The following is a 15,685-nucleotide window of genomic DNA, read 5'->3' as shown; positions in this document are numbered from 1 at the left end:
ACCAAAATTCAAATTGGCTATGATTAAAAATATAAAAAAGGTTTTCGCCATCATCACATTGCTTTCGGTTTCTGGAGCAATGGCACAGCAAGATCCGCAGTACACGCAGTATATGTATAATACCATGACCGTAAACTCAGCCTATGCAGGTTCATTAGGACATTTAACTGTTACCGGACTTATAAGAACGCAGTGGGTCGGAATTGAAGGCGCGCCAGATACGCAGAGCTTTTCATTAGACACTCCAGTCGCCAAAAATCTGGGATTAGGAATTTCGATCGTCAATGAAGAAATTGGTCCTTCAGAAGAACAATATCTCGACGCCAACTTCTCTTATACCATTCAATCGGGAGAAACGCACAAACTTTCTTTTGGTATTAAAGGAGGCGGACGCGTCATCAATATTGACTGGACAAAAGGAAGTTACCGAGACCCAGATGCCGAGTTTAGAGAAAATATTACCAATAAATTTCTTCCTGTTGTTGGTGCTGGATTGTACTGGCATGGAGAAAGAGATTATATAGGACTTTCGGTTCCTAATTTCATGACCAGAGAACGCTATACCTATGATGATATCAGTGATGATCTCGTTAACCAAAGAATACATGTTTATCTGATTGGAGGAATTGTTTTTGATCTTTCGGCGCATACCAAATTCAAACCGGCGGTTTTATTTAAATATGTTTCCGGAGCGCCAATAATTGCCGATTTCTCAGCCAATTTCATGTTTAATAATGCTTTTACGCTTGGTGCTTCTTATCGAACTTCAGATTCGGTAAGTGCTTTGGCAGGAATACAGATTTCGCCCATGTTTATGGTTGGATATTCTTATGATTACACCACGACACAGCTGAATAACTACAACAACGGAACTCACGAAATCGTGCTTCGTTTTGAATTGGTTAACCGCAAAAAAGGACTAAAATCACCAAGATTCTTTTAATACGACCGTCTATGAAAAGAAGAATTACTATACTCGTACTGCTCATCATTCAGATGGCATTTTCGCAGACCAAAAACAAGGCCGCCGATGCGTTGTTTGACAAAATGTACTATGTCGAAGCAGCAAAATCGTATGAAATGTCTATAAACAGCGGCGACAACTCCAGAGAAATACTGCAACGTATTGGCGATGCGCACTATTTTAATACGCAAATGCGAAGAGCCAGCAATTGGTACGGAAAATTGATTGCTGAATATCCGAATGAAGTGGCTCCGGAATATCTATTTCGTTACGCCCAGTCATTGCAGGGAATTCAAAATTACGAATTGGCTAAAAAATGGATGAAAGCTTTTGCCGCTAAACAAAAAACTACCGATGTTCGAGCGCAGAATTATTCGCTTAAAAATGTGACAATTGAAGATATTGAGAACATTAAACCTTCATTTGTATTAGAAAATCTTGAAATTAATTCCGCATATTCTGATTTTGGGCCAATGTTTTACAAAGGAGATTTGGTTTATTCCACCACAATCGATTCTTCGTATGTAAAAACAAGCAAATACGGCTGGAACGATCAGCCTTATCTCAACATGCAATTGGGAAAAATTAGCGAAACGCAATCAAATGTTACTTTTAAAGAAAAATTCGGAAAAGACATTACGACACAGTATCACGAGGCCTGCGTGGCATTTTCGCCTGACGAAAAAACAATTTATTTTACCAGAAACAATTATAACGGCAAATTAAAACGCGACAGTAAAGGAATTAATAACCTCAAGATTTTCTCAGCCACAGCGGTAGAAAACAGTAATGGAACCGTTTCGTGGAAAGAGGTGAAAGAACTTCCTTTTAACAGCGACAATTATTCAGTTGGGCAGCCTACAGTAAGCAAAGATGGCAAAAAACTATATTTTGTGTCTGATATGCCTGGAACTATTGGTTCGACCGATATTTTTGTAGTGGACATTCTAGGCAATAATCAATTTTCTAATCCGAGAAATTTGGGCGAAAAAGTCAATACAACTGGACGTGAAATGTTTCCGTACATTACCGATCAAGCCTTGTATTTTGCTTCTGATGGATTTTTAGGTCTGGGCGGACTTGATGTTTTTGAAAGCCGTATAGCAGATGGCAATTTTGATTCTCCTTCCAATCTTGGAGCGCCTTTAAACAGCAATCTTGACGATTTTGCTTTTATTGTAAATGAAGAAACCAATCGCGGTTTTGTCTGTTCGAATAGGAAAACAGGAAAAGGCGACGACGATATTTATTCGTTTGAGCGCTTTTGCAATCAATCGATCAATGGTTATGTTTTTGATGCCATTTCAAACAGTAAAATTGCAGGCGCTATAGTAATTCTTAAAAACCAAAATGGCGAAAAAATAGCAGAAACGGTTTCTCAGATTGATGGAAAATATCAATTCAGCACCACTTTAAATTGTAATTCGACTTATACAATTGAAGTTTCAAAAGACAATTTCAAAAGCAGTAATAAGTCCGTTATAATGCCAAATTACTCTGGAATAACAGAAGTCCCGATTGGTTTAGACCCCGCCTTGATTGTTCGTGAAAACGGACTTTTAAAAATAAAAATCGGAATTATTTTCTTTGATTTAAACAAATCCGATATCCGTTATGATGCTGCAATAGAATTAAATAAAGTAGTTCTCTTAATGCATCAGTATAACTCTGTAGTCATTAAAATAGAATCACACACCGATTCCCGCGCAGACGACCAATACAACTTAGAACTCTCTGACCGAAGAGCCAAAGCAACGAGAGATTATCTAATTTCTCAAGGCGTAGCACCCGAACGAATCGAAAGCGCCATTGGTTACGGCGAAACCCAATTAATCAATAACTGCTCCAACGGAGTTCCCTGCACAGAAGCACAGCATCAAATCAATCGCCGAAGCGAATTCATCATCACCAAAATGTAAAAAAGCGTCCTAGATAATTCTAGGACGCTTTTTTCTTTTATCTAAATCTTGCAGAAGTCTTGCTTCTTGTCTCTTTTCTCTATACTCTATTTTCTATTTTCTATAATCTTGACTCTTACTGAAGCTTCACACACATCCATTCCCCCTTCATAATCAGCCTATCTTCATCAAAAGCCTCGCCAGATTGTTTGATTATTTTTTCGCTTGTGCGAATGTTTTTCACGACAAATTTAACCAGTTTATTAAACTCCACACCACCAAAAAACTCCACATTATCCATACTCACTAACCCAAAAACACCATCTGCGATTCCTAAAAGTTTAATTCCAGCACCGCCACACTGCGCCATTGCTTCGATTAAAATAGTTCCAGGCACAAAATTAAAATCTGGAAAACTGCCCTGAAGCCAGGCATCTTTTTCTGTAAATGTCTTTAAACCAATGATTGATTCCGTTGTGTAAGAAATAATTTCATCAACAAAGAGAAACGGAGCTCTATGCGGAATTAAATCTTCTATTTTTTTAGTCATGTTTCTGTAATTTGCAACAATGTACGAATCTGACCCGAAATAAGCAACGTTTTAAATTATATCTCTGTTTAAAAATTATTAAGCATTGTCCAATTTTATAAATTCTCTCTTTTAACCGCTTCCTCAATATCTTCTTTAATAAATTCCCAGTATTTGTTTTTAAGACATATAGGATCTAAATCTTCATCTGCAGAACCAAAATCAACAAAATTACTTAAAATAGCTACTTCATCGTGAGTAAATTCACAGTTGTTTATGCAGTGTAATCATATTTGAAATCGTGTAATCTGGCAACAATTCGTGAAGATCCCAAAAATCTTTCTTCCTACCTCCATATAAAACAACATCAAGTTTCATTGCAATAATATCTTCTACGGTCGCCAGTCTTATTCCATTTGTTAAGATAGGGTTATAAATAAACTTGTCATTACTGTAATAAACATCAAGTTTGATAGTATTCTCCTTGTCAGTTCCTATAACAAATGATTTTCCCATTCCGACAATACCTCCAAAACCTGGATCTACATAACCAAAGTTTTTAAATAGATACTTTTCAATTGATTCAAAATCTACAGATCCGTAGTCTTCATCTGTAAAAAGGTCAATATCGATAGACATCCTATGACCTCTATGAAGACTCAGCGCGGTTCCGCCTACCAAACGGAAATCTTTGAATTCTTCAGCCTTCATTAACTGTAGAAGACTCTCTTTAAGCAAATCATTAACTGTCTCCCAATGAATCATCCTTTTTCATTTTAGTATTTCGAACTTCTTTTTCACCCATCATTTTATCCAGCACTGGTCTTATTTTGGAAGCACCATAAAACCTAACCATTTCTTTTTTCTCGCTAATATTTCCTCTCTCAAAAACCCTTTTGATAACAGCATTAGACTGCTTTGTCCATTCTATTTTATTAATATCTGTATCCCAAAACAAACTTTTTCTTAAAACTTTTACATTAGGATAATAATGCAAAACTGTCTGTTTCTTCTTTTCTTTTTCAATATCAAAATATACCTGAAGAATCATTAGTGTTCCCTCTTCAAGATGAAGAGCATTTTCTATTTTAAGTGCCGTACTGGTAGTTAAATTTCGTCTGCCCTGAATAATAGCGTTGAGTGTCTGCGGGTATTCACCAACAGATTGCGCAAATGGGCGCTGTGCCAGATTGCGTTTATCTAATTCACGCTTAAGAACAGCTCCTGGATGGATTCCTTTATATTTTTCAAACTTTTTTTCCATAGTACAAATATAAACAAATTTGTTTACACTCAAATTAAAGATTCACTAACAATATAACCCCAAAACTTTACAAATCAACGAATTATTAATTACAAAAAAAAGAGACACCGAAGCATCTCTTTTCACGTTACCAAACTCTAAAATCACAAGTTTCACTCTTTTAGCAAGACAAAACTTTTAGCATTCGCTTTGATTTTATTTCCTTCAAAATCAATGTCAATGATTCCTGCTTTTCTCGGGGAAACCCCACTATTGCTGTAATGCGTGTGCAGGACATATTTCATTTTTCCATTTTTATCATAAAAAACATCTCCGTGCCCAATTCCATTTATTCCAACATCCTTACGGCTGATTATCGGACTATCCGCAGCTTTTTCCCAAGGCCCATACGGACTTTTTGCCGTTGCATAGCCAACAGCATAGTCGGGATTTCTAAAATCGTTTGCCGAATAAATCAGGTAATACAAATCGCCATGTTTTAAAACTGTTGGGCCTTCTGTTACTGGCCAAGGCACGTTTTGCGTATTCTCCCAAGGAAGCACGCCAGAAATGCATTCTTTTAGCGTTTCTTCTTTTATTCCAGACAAATCATCTTTTAGTTCTGCAACGAAAATTCGGTTCCCATTAGTCAAACGCACGTGATAAAGGTATTTTTTACCATTCTGATCAACAAAAACAAACGGATCGATCTGTTTGCCCGAATTAAACATTGGAGCCTTAGAATCGTTTTTAAATGGCCCCAACGGACTATCACTACTTGCAATCGCGATATTTTCGTCAGCCGTATAAATAATTTGATATTTTCCATTGAATTTAAAAATCTGAGGCGCCCAAAAGCCTTTCGTTCCAAAAGCATCGCCTTTTTTTAAAGCCAAACCATTTTGCGCTCCAACTGGACCTTTCCATTTTTTAAGATCAGTCGAAGTGTAAACTTGAAATCCTTCTCCGTTAGGAAAATTTCCAGTTGTGGTTCCGTACAAATAATAAACTCCATTTTCATAAAAAATGGTCGGATCCGCCAACAAGATTGAGCTGACTTTTGAAGCCTTTTTTTTGTCATTTTCTTTCTCTTGCGAACAGCAAACAAAGAAAAACAGCAGACTTATAATGCTAAAATATTTTTTCATTTTAAGTTAATTTTTTAATTGAATTAAAATTATTTTAATTACTAACAATTAAATAGTTAAGTTTTCAATATAGATAAAAACTATAGCGATTTTTTTACCCTTTTCAGTTGATTTTTGCTCGTAATTATAGCAGAAATTGTTTTATGAAATTCGGAAAACTATTTCCGTATTCTCTTTGATAAAAATCTGATTTTGTTTCTTCAAAAATTGACAATCTGCACGCTCCTATTCTTTCATTTTTTTGCGATCTAAAAGGCAATTTATTTCTACAATTACATTTGCGGATTTACTTTGCGTGAGACGCATTGCGGTGCGCTTCTACATAACCTTCAATAAACAAAAATCTTTGCGGAAACCACTGCAGTACGCCTCGACATTGTCTTTGCGACCTTCATTAAACAAAAAACTTTGCGAATCTTTGCGTAATCCTTAGCGAACTCTGCGGTAAAATTAATCGCTGCGTTAGACGCACTACAGTGCGCCTCTACATCGAAACAGAAAACTTATACAAAGAAACCGTATGATATTTCGCTCCCGGTTTCAAATCAATCGAAGCAAATTTCGGCTGATTTGGAGCATCTGGAAAGTGCTGTGTTTCTAAAGCAAAAGCAGTTCTAAAATCATCCTTAGCACCTGACTTAAAGACATTTTTACTCTGCATAAAATTTCCACTATAAAACTGTAATCCAGGTTCTTCTGTGTAAATATCTAAAGTAATACCTGAAATATCGCCTTTTATCGTTGCAGCATGAACAAAACCGTCTTTTTTATTGGCATTCAGCACGTAATTATGGTCATAACCTTTTCCAAATTTCAGCTGTTCGTCTTTCGTTTCGATTTTTTCTCCAATGGTATGTTTTGATTTAAAATCAAACGGAGTATTTTTTACCGCTTTTAATTCTCCCGTCGGAATCAAACCTTCGTCAACTGGCGTAAATTGATCTGCGTAAATCTGTAATTCGTGATTTAAAATTGTTCCGCTTCCTTCTCCATTCAAATTGAAAAAAGCGTGATTGGTCAGGTTTACAATGGTAGTTTTATCTGTTGTCGCTTCATATTCCATTTTTACGGTTTTGTCCTCTGTAAGCGTATACGTCACTTTTACATTCAGGTTTCCGGGGAAACCTTGTTCCCCATCTGGAGAAACATAAGTAAAAACCAAAGTCTTTCCATCTGTCTTTTCTGCATTCCAAACTACGTCTTGAAAGCCTTTTACACCACCATGCAAAGCATTTTTTCCATTGTTTAGCGGAATCTGATATTGCTTTCCATCCAACGTAAATTTACCTAATGCAACTCTGTTGCCTACTCTTCCAATTGTAGCGCCAAAATAAGGTTCGGTTGAGTTTTTAAAGCCTTTTACGCTATTCATTCCGACTACTACATCGGTTTGTTTTCCATTTTTATCAGCAATCCATAAACCTACTAATCGCCCGCCATAATTGGTGAAAGCAGCTTTTATGCCTTTATTTTCGATCCAATACAAACTGACTTTTTTGCCATCGATAATCGTATCAAAATTTTTAGCATCTAAAACCGTTTTTATCGAATCTGATTTGATTTCAACAGTTTCTTTTGAAATTTCATTTTCTTTTTTGCCGTCTTTACAGCTAAACTGAAAAACTGTCAGCAACAAAACTGCAGCTATTTGGATATTTTTCATTTTTTATGTCATTGCGAGGAACGAAGCAATCCTCTGATTAATTATTTTGAAGGAATTCCCAAGCGAGTTCCTTCGCTTACTGGTTCGCCCAAAACTGGAAATCCGTTGGCATCCCAGCTGATTTTCTGCATTCTCGGCGATCTTTTATTTCCACAGCCCTCTCCCGGATTTGAATTGGCGTGATACAAAATCCAATCTTCTTTTCCGTCAGGCGATTTAAAAAAGGAATTATGGCCTGGAGCATATACTTTGTTTTTTTCTGATTGTTTAAAGATCGGTTCTGGCGCTTTTACCCATGCTTTTGGATCTAATAAATTATCATCGCCATTAAACGATAATAAGCCTAAAGCATAGAAATCTGTCCAACATCCACTGGCAGAAAAGACAATAAAGATTTTGCCGTTTCTTTCTAAAAACTGAGGCCCTTCATTCACATTTACCTGCGGCGGATTTACCTCATCGTGCAATGCTCCGTGAGTTTCCCAATCGTATGTCGGTGCAGAAATCATCACGCGATCGCCATCAATTTCAAGCGGATTTTTCATTTTAGCAATGTAAATGTTCTGCTGTCCGTTGGTATCTCCTTCCCAGCCTGCCCAAATCATGTACAATTGTTTTTTATGCTCGAATACATTTCCGTCAATGGCCCATTTATCAGTTTTAGCCGCTATTTTTCCTTTAAATTCAAAATTGCCTTTAAACGGATCTGATGATTTATTTTCTAAAACATACATGCGGTGATTGTTGTTATCGCCATTATCTGCAGCAAAATAGCAATACCATTTTCCGTTGATGATATGAAATTCCGGCGCCCAAATCTCAGCGGAATAATTAGTGTTCTTTGGCGGAGTCCAAATGACTTTGCTTTCTGCATTTTTGATATCTGAAAGGTCTTTTGTTTTCCACAAAGTCAATTTATTGCCAAGCGTATTGGTGTAGTAATAATAGCCTTTGTAATATGTGCTGTAAGGATCTGCTCCCGATGGCAAAATTGGATTTGTGAAGGTTTTCTGCTGCGCAAAACTCAGGGTTGTGAGTAGCAGAAGGATTAGGTGTTTTTTCATTTTAATATTTTTTGGCTTGATTTTTTTTAACAAATAGAGGCATAGCTTTTCTTTGTCTGCAAAAGGCGTTTCACTTGTTTAAAATTAACATAGCGTTGCGACCACCCTTTGCGGTAAGCTTTGTCAAAGTTTAAAACTTTGACAAAGCTGTCAATTGTATAATCGCTAATCTTGCGTACCCAAGGTTGAAACTTGGGCTATGTTCTTCAATACTATGTGTTAGAAACTAGTTTCTTTCTACACTCTTTTTTACGCTTTAAAAATCTATGTATCTATGTGTTTAATTTTTCTCCCGCAGATTTAGCAAATCATGCAGATTTTTTTTCTGCTAAATCTTTTTAAATCTGCGTGAAACAAAAAATTATTTTTAATTCAAAGCATTAATAACTTCTGTATTAATCTTGTTCACGGCTTTAAAATCCATTTTATCGACTTTTCTATCGTAAGTCATAAAACCGTTTACTTCACCTTCCACATCTGTTGTTTGAGTGTAGACCGCAGCCGAGAATCCTGTTTTAACGTATTTTCGAAGCATTTCAGCGTACTTTATGTATTCAGCGGTAACTTCCCCTTGATTTTTAAATTTGATGTATCCCCAGTTGTCATTTGCTCTCCACAAATGTCCTTCCAACGGAAGACCAATTCCGCCATATTCTCCCAATACGGTTACTCTTCTAGCATCATACAGATACATTTCTGGTCCTGGGTAATTGTGCAGGTCTAAAATATCGCCAGTTTGAAAATGGTTTCCACCGCTTGCAGAATTCGTTAATCGGCTTGGATCGTGGTTTTTAGTCCATTCTGTAATTTCAACCGTTTTAAATTGTCCCCAAGCTTCGTTAAACGGAACCCAAACTACGATACTTGGATAAGAATACAGATGATCCATGATCTCTTTCCATTCTTTTCTATAAATTTCTTCAGATTTTGGCGAACGCTGTAATTCTGTTCCGTCAAAATATTTTCTGTTTTGCCAAATCGGCTGGTCGTCTCCGCTTGGCATATCTTGCCAAACCAGAATTCCCAACTGATCGCAGTGTGTGTACCAGCGCTCCGGCTCTACTTTTACGTGTTTGCGAATCATATTAAAACCTAATTCTTTCGTTTTAACGATATCGTATTTCAAAGCTTCATCAGTTGGCGCGGTGTACAGTCCGTCTGGCCACCAGCCTTGATCTAAAGGCCCGAATTGAAAATAATCTTTGTTGTTCAGCTGCATTCTCATAATCCCGTTTTCATCTCTTTTGGATGAAATTTTACGCATAGCGAAATAACTCTTTACCTCATCAACGATTTTATTTTTGCTGATTAAGCGAATTTTAGTCTGATACAAAAACGGATTCTCAGGCGACCATAATTTTGGCGCATTCAAAACAATGTCATTGCTTTCGCCTATAACCGCTTTTTGTTTGGCGATTTCTTTTCCGTTATCCAAAACGGTGATTTCTACCAAATCACCTTTTTCCGCTCCCGAAACAGCTGCTTTTATGCTAATGGTGTTTTGATCAATATTGGGAGTGATTTGTAATGAAGTAATGTTTTTAGCATTTACAGGTTCGATCCAAACCGTCTGCCAAATTCCTGTAACTGGAGTATACCAGATTCCTTCTGGATTTTTAACTTGTTTTCCTCTTGGCTGAGGCCCATCGTTTGAAGGATCCCAAACTTTTACAACCAATTTCTGATTGCTTCCTTTTTTGATAAATGGTGTAATATCAAACGAAAAAGGCGTATATCCGCCAGTATGCGAACCGACTTTTACATCATTGATAAAAACTTCTGTTTTCCAATCTACAGCACCAAAATGAAGCAGAATGTTTTTGCCATTCCAACCTGATTCAATCGAAAAATGGGTTTCATACCAAAGTTCATTTTTAGCTCCTACTTCTTTCATTACGCCAGACAAACTGGATTCTGCCGCGAACGGAACCAGAATCTGACCGTCATATTTTGAAGGCGCTGCTTTTCCTGCTTCCTGAATACTGTAATTCCACAAACCATTCAGGTTTTTCCATTGGCTTCGCTCCATAATCGGACGCGGATATTCTTGCAACACTTTCGCAGGATTAACCTCCGAAGCCCATTTTGTTTTGATTTTATCTCCTTGCGCTTTCCATTGCGCATTGGCAATAAAAACAGAAAACAAGGCTACAAATAGTATATTTTTTCTTTTCATCTTTTTATTTTTTTTTAACCATATAAGTTATATAAGTTCATTTTAGTTTATGCTGTAGCTTGAAACTGTGGCAAGAGCATATAAGTTTTCATTTGTCACGCCAACTAAAAAACTTTAATATGAACTTACATGACTTATATGGTAAATATTTTTTTTTTAAACCATGTAAGTCATATAAGTTCATTTTAGTTTAAGCTGATGTTTGAAACTGTGTCAAGAGCATATAAGTTTTGATTTTTAAGCAAAAAAACTTAATATGAACTTCCATTTAAGTTGCTTTAAAAGCATTTCCTCAATAAAATTAAATGAACTTATATAACTTATATGGTTCAAAATATTTACTGTGATGCTTTTTAATCTAAAATGAATTACCGGGCTCATCTCCACATAAGCCCGATAATTGCAGAACTAAACTAACTTAACTAACCAATTCTTTTATTTTTTTGAACCATATAAGTCATATAAGTTCATTTTAATTTAAGCTGCTGCTTGAAACTATGTCAAGAGCATATAAGTTTTTTATTTATCATGCCAATTAAAAAACTTTAATATGAACTTACATGACTTATATGGTTCAAAACTTTTATTTTTTCTCAGTCAAGCCAAATTTCTTAACCAAACTGTCGTATTCTTTTTTAGAAATTGTAATCATACAGCCGTGGCGTACTTTTTCTGGGAGACTGTATTTGTCCCAATCAGAGAAAAAAGTGTAGCCTGAGGCTTGATACCAAGGTCCGTTTAGGTTATCTGCGATTGATAAGCCGTATGAAACTCCTGGATATTGTTCGTAATACATATACCATATTTTATCATCTGGAGAAGGAATCAGCATTGGTGCTTCTCTAAAGTTCGGACTAATAGATTGCTGGGGCAAAGAATAAGGTCCTAAAAGGGATTTTGATTTGGCAATTCGGATGGTTTTTCCAGTTGTCCAATACAGAGTTGGGTAGGTTTCGTCTTTAATCACGGCGTAGTAGGAATCGCCGACTTTACGAATAAAAACATCAATGGTTCCCATATCCCAATCGAATAAGCGTTTTGGTGTTCCTTCGAATGTTTTTAAATCTTTAGCCAAAACATATAATGTTCGCTGACTCGCCCAATAACGCTCGCCATCTTCCTTAGTTCCTTCTAAATGCGGTGTGTGCCAAGTCATAATGAATTTTCCCGAAGGTTCATCATAATATAGTTTTGGAGCGCCAATTCGCTGTAAAGCGTTTGAATAGTCTGGTGTGCTTTTTAAATCTGGCGTATAATCAGCATGTTTTTTCCACGTAATCAAATCATCAGAAACCCAGATATTGATCGCTTTAGCGTCGTCTCCAGTATTTCCTGCGATGTAATATTTTCCGTCTGGACCTTTACAAATATCAGGATGACCTTTGTATTCTTCAAAAACGCGTTTTCCGCTGTTTAGGTTTTGCCAATGAAGTCCGTCCAGACTTACCGAATAATACAATCTGCCATAATCGCTGTGCGTCATATGCGCAAACAAATAGGCTTCATTTTTAGCTTTTTCGTTTCCTTTTACCTGCCCCGGCGGATCTGGCTGCTGGGCATTCGCAGAAAAACCGATCACTATTGTTGCTAGAAAAAATATGTTTTTTAATGTTTTCATAAGCTTGTTTTTTTAATGTCCAATTAGTCAATTTGATAATTAGATAATGTGGCAATTAGAAAATTAGTCAATTAGTGCATTCCGAAAATTATCTAATTATCTAATTGGCACATTTTCTAATTGCCACATACATTATCTAATTGTTTTTATCTTTTTTTCAAACATAGCCCAAGGTTTCAACCTTGGAAAACGTATTGTAAATCACGTTATGTTTACGTTGCGTACCCAAGGTTGAAACCTTGGGCTATGTTTTTATAGCTTGAGAAAAAAAATCCATTTAATCATTTTATCCCGATAGCCATCGGGAGTGGGTAAATAATTTTCTAATTGGCACATTTTTTTATTATCTAATTATCAAATTGCCACATTATCTAACTACTTCTTCGGATTCGCTTCTGCCGTCATTTTCTTAATCAAATCCGTTTCAGCTTTTATGTATGGCGTTCCGTCTGTATGAAGCACTTCGTGAAACCATACTTTTGGCTCTGCAGTGTATATTTTCGTCCAGCTGTCCCAAGCATATTTGGTTTGTGTTTTTCCGTCAACAAATCCCCAGTTGATCATGCCTACATTGTATTTTCTAGCAATTGGCAAGAATCCTTCAAAAGTGCTTCCGTTTGGTCTTGCCATGTATTCTGTACAGATTAATGGTTTTCCGTAACGCTGTAATTGTTTGATAACTCTTTCAAAATCCTGTGGCTTGTCATAATTATGAAAAGAAACAATATCCGATTGCTCGATCTGCATTTTGTGCATTGGTTTCATTTTAGCTTCATCACTCCAATCGCCAACCCAAACGCCAGAAGTTAATGGCTGCGACGGATTGCTTTCTCTCGCCCAAGCAAAAACATCTTTTAAAAGTGGCAAAACCAAATCCGCTTTGTTTTTAATTTCCACTTTTTCGTAAGATGGCCCCGTCATATTATCTGGTTCGTTCCAAACGTCCCAACCTAAAATACGGTTATCGTCTTTGAATTTTGCTACCGTTTCTTTTACATATTTCTCTAAACGAGGATATTGTGTTTTATCCTGCAATGCTTTTTGCCCTGGACTCTGCATCCAGCCTGAATTGTGTGTATGCGGTTTTGGAGCACGCTGTTTTCCTAATGCAGGAAACGGATCCCAACAAGAATCAAACAATACAAAAAGCGTTTTAATGTGGTGTTTATCTGCAATTCCTAAAAAAGTATCCATTCTTTTGTAAAGACCTTCCGCATCTTGCTCATGCAATAAATCGTGCAAATACACACGCATTACATTCATACCCAAATTTTCTGCCCAGCCCAATTCCTGATCAATTCTTTTTGGATCAAAAGTATCTTCCTGCCACATCTCTAACTGATTTATAGCTGTGCTAGGAGAATAATTTGCCCCTACTAACCAAGGCTGTTCTGCGTACCATTTATTGGCTTGATCTTTAGTCCAGATTTCTCTTTTTTCTACAGAAGTAGTTTCGCTTTTCTTTTCTTCGGGATTACTTTTTTTGTTGTTGCAGCCAAGCAATGCGAGCCCTGCCAACACAAGTGTCAGATACAATTTTACTTTTCTCATTATAGGTTTATTATTTTAGAACATATGTTCTTTGGTGATTAAAGGAATCGGAATTTGGTGATTTTCCGATTCCTTAATAAATAGCTTTTAATTTGCTGAGTGTTTTTTTTAAACACATAGAATCATAGTTTTTCTTTGTCTGTAAAAAGGCGTTTCACTTTGTTTTAATTCACATAGATTTCTTTGTGTTGAATTCACATAGTTTAGCTATGTGTGAAAAGCGAGCTTTTTTCTAATTCCTTTAACAGTAAAATAAAATCTATGTTTCTATGTGTTTAAATTTTCACACTATCAGATTATTAATATCCAGAATTCTGTTCTAGATTTGGATTATTATCTACATCGCTTTGCGGAATTGGCATTCTGTGATTTTTACCAACTGTAAAGTTTTTAAAATCTGAATCACGAAGTGCAATTTTATCTACAGCAGCTTGAGTATCTAAATCTCCCCAACGTTTTAAATCTTCCCAGCGAACACTTTCTCCTGCCAACTCTAGAACTCTTTCTGTTTTTAGACGCTCTAAGAATTTATCGTGATCGTTTCCAATTTCAGGATGTGTCGTCGCTAATGTATTCATGTTTACACGAGCTCTCACCATATCTACATATTGGTACGCCGCAGCTGTATTTCCAGTTTCGTTTAAAACTTCTGCGTAGCGCAATAAAATATCAGCATAACGAACCAGTCTGTAGTTTACCTGACTGTAGTAATCTTCATTGTTTCTGTAATAATCGCGGCTTCCTTTTCTAAACCAAGCTTCGTCATTGTTCCATTCCCAGTTTCTGTCGTAGGTTTTGTCGCCAAAGTCGGCCAATAATTGCGGATAATATAAAGTCCATCTTAAACGGATATCCAGATTGCCGTCTTTGTTTTTTTCTTCTTTAAAAGCATTTACCAACCACAAACGCGCTTGTCCGTCTGACCAGCCGATTCCTCTTGGCGCAAAAAACTGAGAACGATTGCTAGAAACTGCTGCATTTTGCGCTTCGTCTGTCCCTCCTTTTCTTTGGTCTCCAAATTGGATTTCAAAAACAGATTCTCCGTTGTTTTCGTTTACATCTGTAAAGTTGTCTCTGTAATTAGAAACCAAAGAATATTTAGCTCCAGCACCTGTAATCAAGTATTCCAAAGCCGTTTTAGCTTCTGGCCATTTGCGTTGCTGCATATATGTTTTTGCAAGAAAAGCTTTTGCCGCACCTTTATCTGGTCTTCCCAACTGGTCTGCGGTCCAATCTCTTGGTAGATCTTCAAAGGCTTCGTTCAAATCTTTTTCCACTTGAGCCCAGATTTCAGCTACTTTTTTCTGCTGAGGCAAATCTGCTGGCGTAGACGGATCTAAAACCAATGGAACATCTTCCCAAATCACTGCTGCATAGTAATAGTGTAAGGCTCTGAAAAATTTAGCCTGTGCTATAACTTTCTTTTTATCGTCTTCATTTTGAAAAGTAATATTTGGAACATTGGCTAAAACCTGATTGCATCTAAAAATAGCCTTATAAGTATCTCTCCACGTTACGGCATTTCCTTCCCAAAAATTATAATTGATGTAGTTGAATCTCGTCCAATCTGCCAATTCTGTCCATGGGCTCACGCTATAACCTTCATCAGAAGTAAGATCTAAACGGAAATACATCCATCGTGCCCACAATCCATCTTTGTAAAACATGGCATAAATCGAGTTTACACCTGCTTGCGCATCACTTTCCGTTTTCCAATATTGGTCAACTGTGATATCATTTGGGCTGTTCAGATCCAATTCGTTTTCACAAGCGGTAAAAACAAGACCTAGAAAAGCGGCTGTTATTATGATTATTTTTTTCATTACGCTGT

12 protein-coding genes are annotated in these 15,685 nt (G+C 36.6%); 2 read left to right on the top strand and 10 right to left on the bottom strand.

The genetic code is table 11. The features are described 5' to 3' along the window. The first annotated feature begins 19 nt into the window (after window positions 1–19). Both Q9Q97_RS19450 and Q9Q97_RS19445 read left to right on the top strand, forming a co-directional pair. On the top strand, window positions 20–943 hold the full coding sequence (locus tag Q9Q97_RS19450; protein ID WP_306160156.1) for a type IX secretion system membrane protein PorP/SprF: 924 nt from the start codon (window positions 20–22) through the stop codon (window positions 941–943). Between the two features lie 11 nt (window positions 944–954). Beyond that, entirely contained in the window at window positions 955–2,883 is a 1,929-nt protein-coding gene (locus tag Q9Q97_RS19445) for an OmpA family protein (RefSeq protein ID WP_306160154.1), read from the top strand. A 115-nt stretch (window positions 2,884–2,998) separates the two neighbouring features. Here Q9Q97_RS19445 and Q9Q97_RS19440 read toward each other — a convergent pair whose 3' ends face one another. The 10 genes from Q9Q97_RS19440 to Q9Q97_RS19395 form a co-directional block, all read right to left on the bottom strand. Further along, window positions 2,999–3,412 carry a 3-hydroxyacyl-ACP dehydratase FabZ family protein gene (locus Q9Q97_RS19440; RefSeq protein WP_306160152.1) on the bottom strand — a complete coding sequence of 138 codons (414 nt, stop codon included), beginning with the start codon at window positions 3,410–3,412 and terminating at the stop codon, window positions 2,999–3,001. 243 nt (window positions 3,413–3,655) lie between these two features. Beyond that, window positions 3,656–4,156, bottom strand: a complete 501-nt coding sequence (locus Q9Q97_RS19435) for a nucleotidyl transferase AbiEii/AbiGii toxin family protein (protein WP_306160151.1) — start codon at window positions 4,154–4,156, stop codon at window positions 3,656–3,658. Further along, window positions 4,134–4,655: a helix-turn-helix domain-containing protein gene (locus Q9Q97_RS19430; protein ID WP_306160149.1), complete on the bottom strand. Its 522-nt coding sequence runs from the start codon at window positions 4,653–4,655 to the stop codon at window positions 4,134–4,136. The genes Q9Q97_RS19435 and Q9Q97_RS19430 overlap by 23 nt, the downstream gene beginning before the upstream one ends. A 152-nt stretch (window positions 4,656–4,807) precedes the next feature. After that, entirely contained in the window at window positions 4,808–5,782 is a 975-nt protein-coding gene (locus Q9Q97_RS19425) for a glycoside hydrolase family 43 protein (RefSeq protein WP_306160148.1), read from the bottom strand. Between the two features lie 484 nt (window positions 5,783–6,266). Continuing rightward, a complete protein-coding gene (locus Q9Q97_RS19420; RefSeq protein WP_306160146.1) occupies window positions 6,267–7,445 on the bottom strand; it encodes an aldose epimerase family protein in 1,179 nt (392 codons plus the stop codon). A 41-nt stretch (window positions 7,446–7,486) separates the two neighbouring features. After that, window positions 7,487–8,509 (bottom strand): glycoside hydrolase family 43 protein, encoded by a 1,023-nt coding sequence (locus Q9Q97_RS19415; protein ID WP_306160144.1) that lies wholly within the window; start codon window positions 8,507–8,509, stop codon window positions 7,487–7,489. Between the two features lie 367 nt (window positions 8,510–8,876). Then, complete coding sequence (locus Q9Q97_RS19410) at window positions 8,877–10,685, bottom strand: glycoside hydrolase family 2 protein (protein WP_306160142.1); 1,809 nt, start codon at window positions 10,683–10,685, stop codon at window positions 8,877–8,879. Between the two features lie 583 nt (window positions 10,686–11,268). Further along, window positions 11,269–12,303, bottom strand: a complete 1,035-nt coding sequence (locus Q9Q97_RS19405) for a glycoside hydrolase family 43 protein (protein ID WP_306160140.1) — start codon at window positions 12,301–12,303, stop codon at window positions 11,269–11,271. Window positions 12,304–12,678: 375 nt separating this feature from the next. Beyond that, entirely contained in the window at window positions 12,679–13,854 is a 1,176-nt protein-coding gene (locus Q9Q97_RS19400; RefSeq protein ID WP_306160138.1) for a cellulase family glycosylhydrolase, read from the bottom strand. A 299-nt stretch (window positions 13,855–14,153) separates the two neighbouring features. After that, complete coding sequence (locus Q9Q97_RS19395; protein WP_306160136.1) at window positions 14,154–15,677, bottom strand: RagB/SusD family nutrient uptake outer membrane protein; 1,524 nt, start codon at window positions 15,675–15,677, stop codon at window positions 14,154–14,156. Between the last annotated feature and the right edge of the window lie 8 nt (window positions 15,678–15,685).

Source organism: Flavobacterium sp. DG2-3, assembly GCF_030730925.1.
Taxonomy (GTDB): Bacteria; Bacteroidota; Bacteroidia; order Flavobacteriales; family Flavobacteriaceae; genus Flavobacterium.
Note: the sequence above shows the minus strand (reverse complement) of the source record. Positions and strands in the feature narration are given on the sequence as shown.

Bases quoted from the DNA above. Each gene is read 5' to 3' on its own strand.
- Q9Q97_RS19440 (WP_306160152.1), bottom strand. From the start codon at position 3,412: ATGACTAAAAAAATAGAAGATTTAATTCCGCATAGAGCTCCGTTTCTC.
- Q9Q97_RS19405 (WP_306160140.1), bottom strand. From the start codon at position 12,303: ATGAAAACATTAAAAAACATATTTTTTCTAGCAACAATAGTGATCGGT.
- Q9Q97_RS19445 (WP_306160154.1), top strand. From the start codon at position 955: ATGAAAAGAAGAATTACTATACTCGTACTGCTCATCATTCAGATGGCA.
- Q9Q97_RS19435 (WP_306160151.1), bottom strand. From the start codon at position 4,156: ATGATTCATTGGGAGACAGTTAATGATTTGCTTAAAGAGAGTCTTCTA.
- Q9Q97_RS19425 (WP_306160148.1), bottom strand. From the start codon at position 5,782: ATGAAAAAATATTTTAGCATTATAAGTCTGCTGTTTTTCTTTGTTTGC.
- Q9Q97_RS19420 (WP_306160146.1), bottom strand. From the start codon at position 7,445: ATGAAAAATATCCAAATAGCTGCAGTTTTGTTGCTGACAGTTTTTCAG.
- Q9Q97_RS19400 (WP_306160138.1), bottom strand. From the start codon at position 13,854: ATGAGAAAAGTAAAATTGTATCTGACACTTGTGTTGGCAGGGCTCGCA.
- Q9Q97_RS19430 (WP_306160149.1), bottom strand. From the start codon at position 4,655: ATGGAAAAAAAGTTTGAAAAATATAAAGGAATCCATCCAGGAGCTGTT.
- Q9Q97_RS19415 (WP_306160144.1), bottom strand. From the start codon at position 8,509: ATGAAAAAACACCTAATCCTTCTGCTACTCACAACCCTGAGTTTTGCG.
- Q9Q97_RS19450 (WP_306160156.1), top strand. From the start codon at position 20: ATGATTAAAAATATAAAAAAGGTTTTCGCCATCATCACATTGCTTTCG.
- Q9Q97_RS19410 (WP_306160142.1), bottom strand. From the start codon at position 10,685: ATGAAAAGAAAAAATATACTATTTGTAGCCTTGTTTTCTGTTTTTATT.
- Q9Q97_RS19395 (WP_306160136.1), bottom strand. From the start codon at position 15,677: ATGAAAAAAATAATCATAATAACAGCCGCTTTTCTAGGTCTTGTTTTT.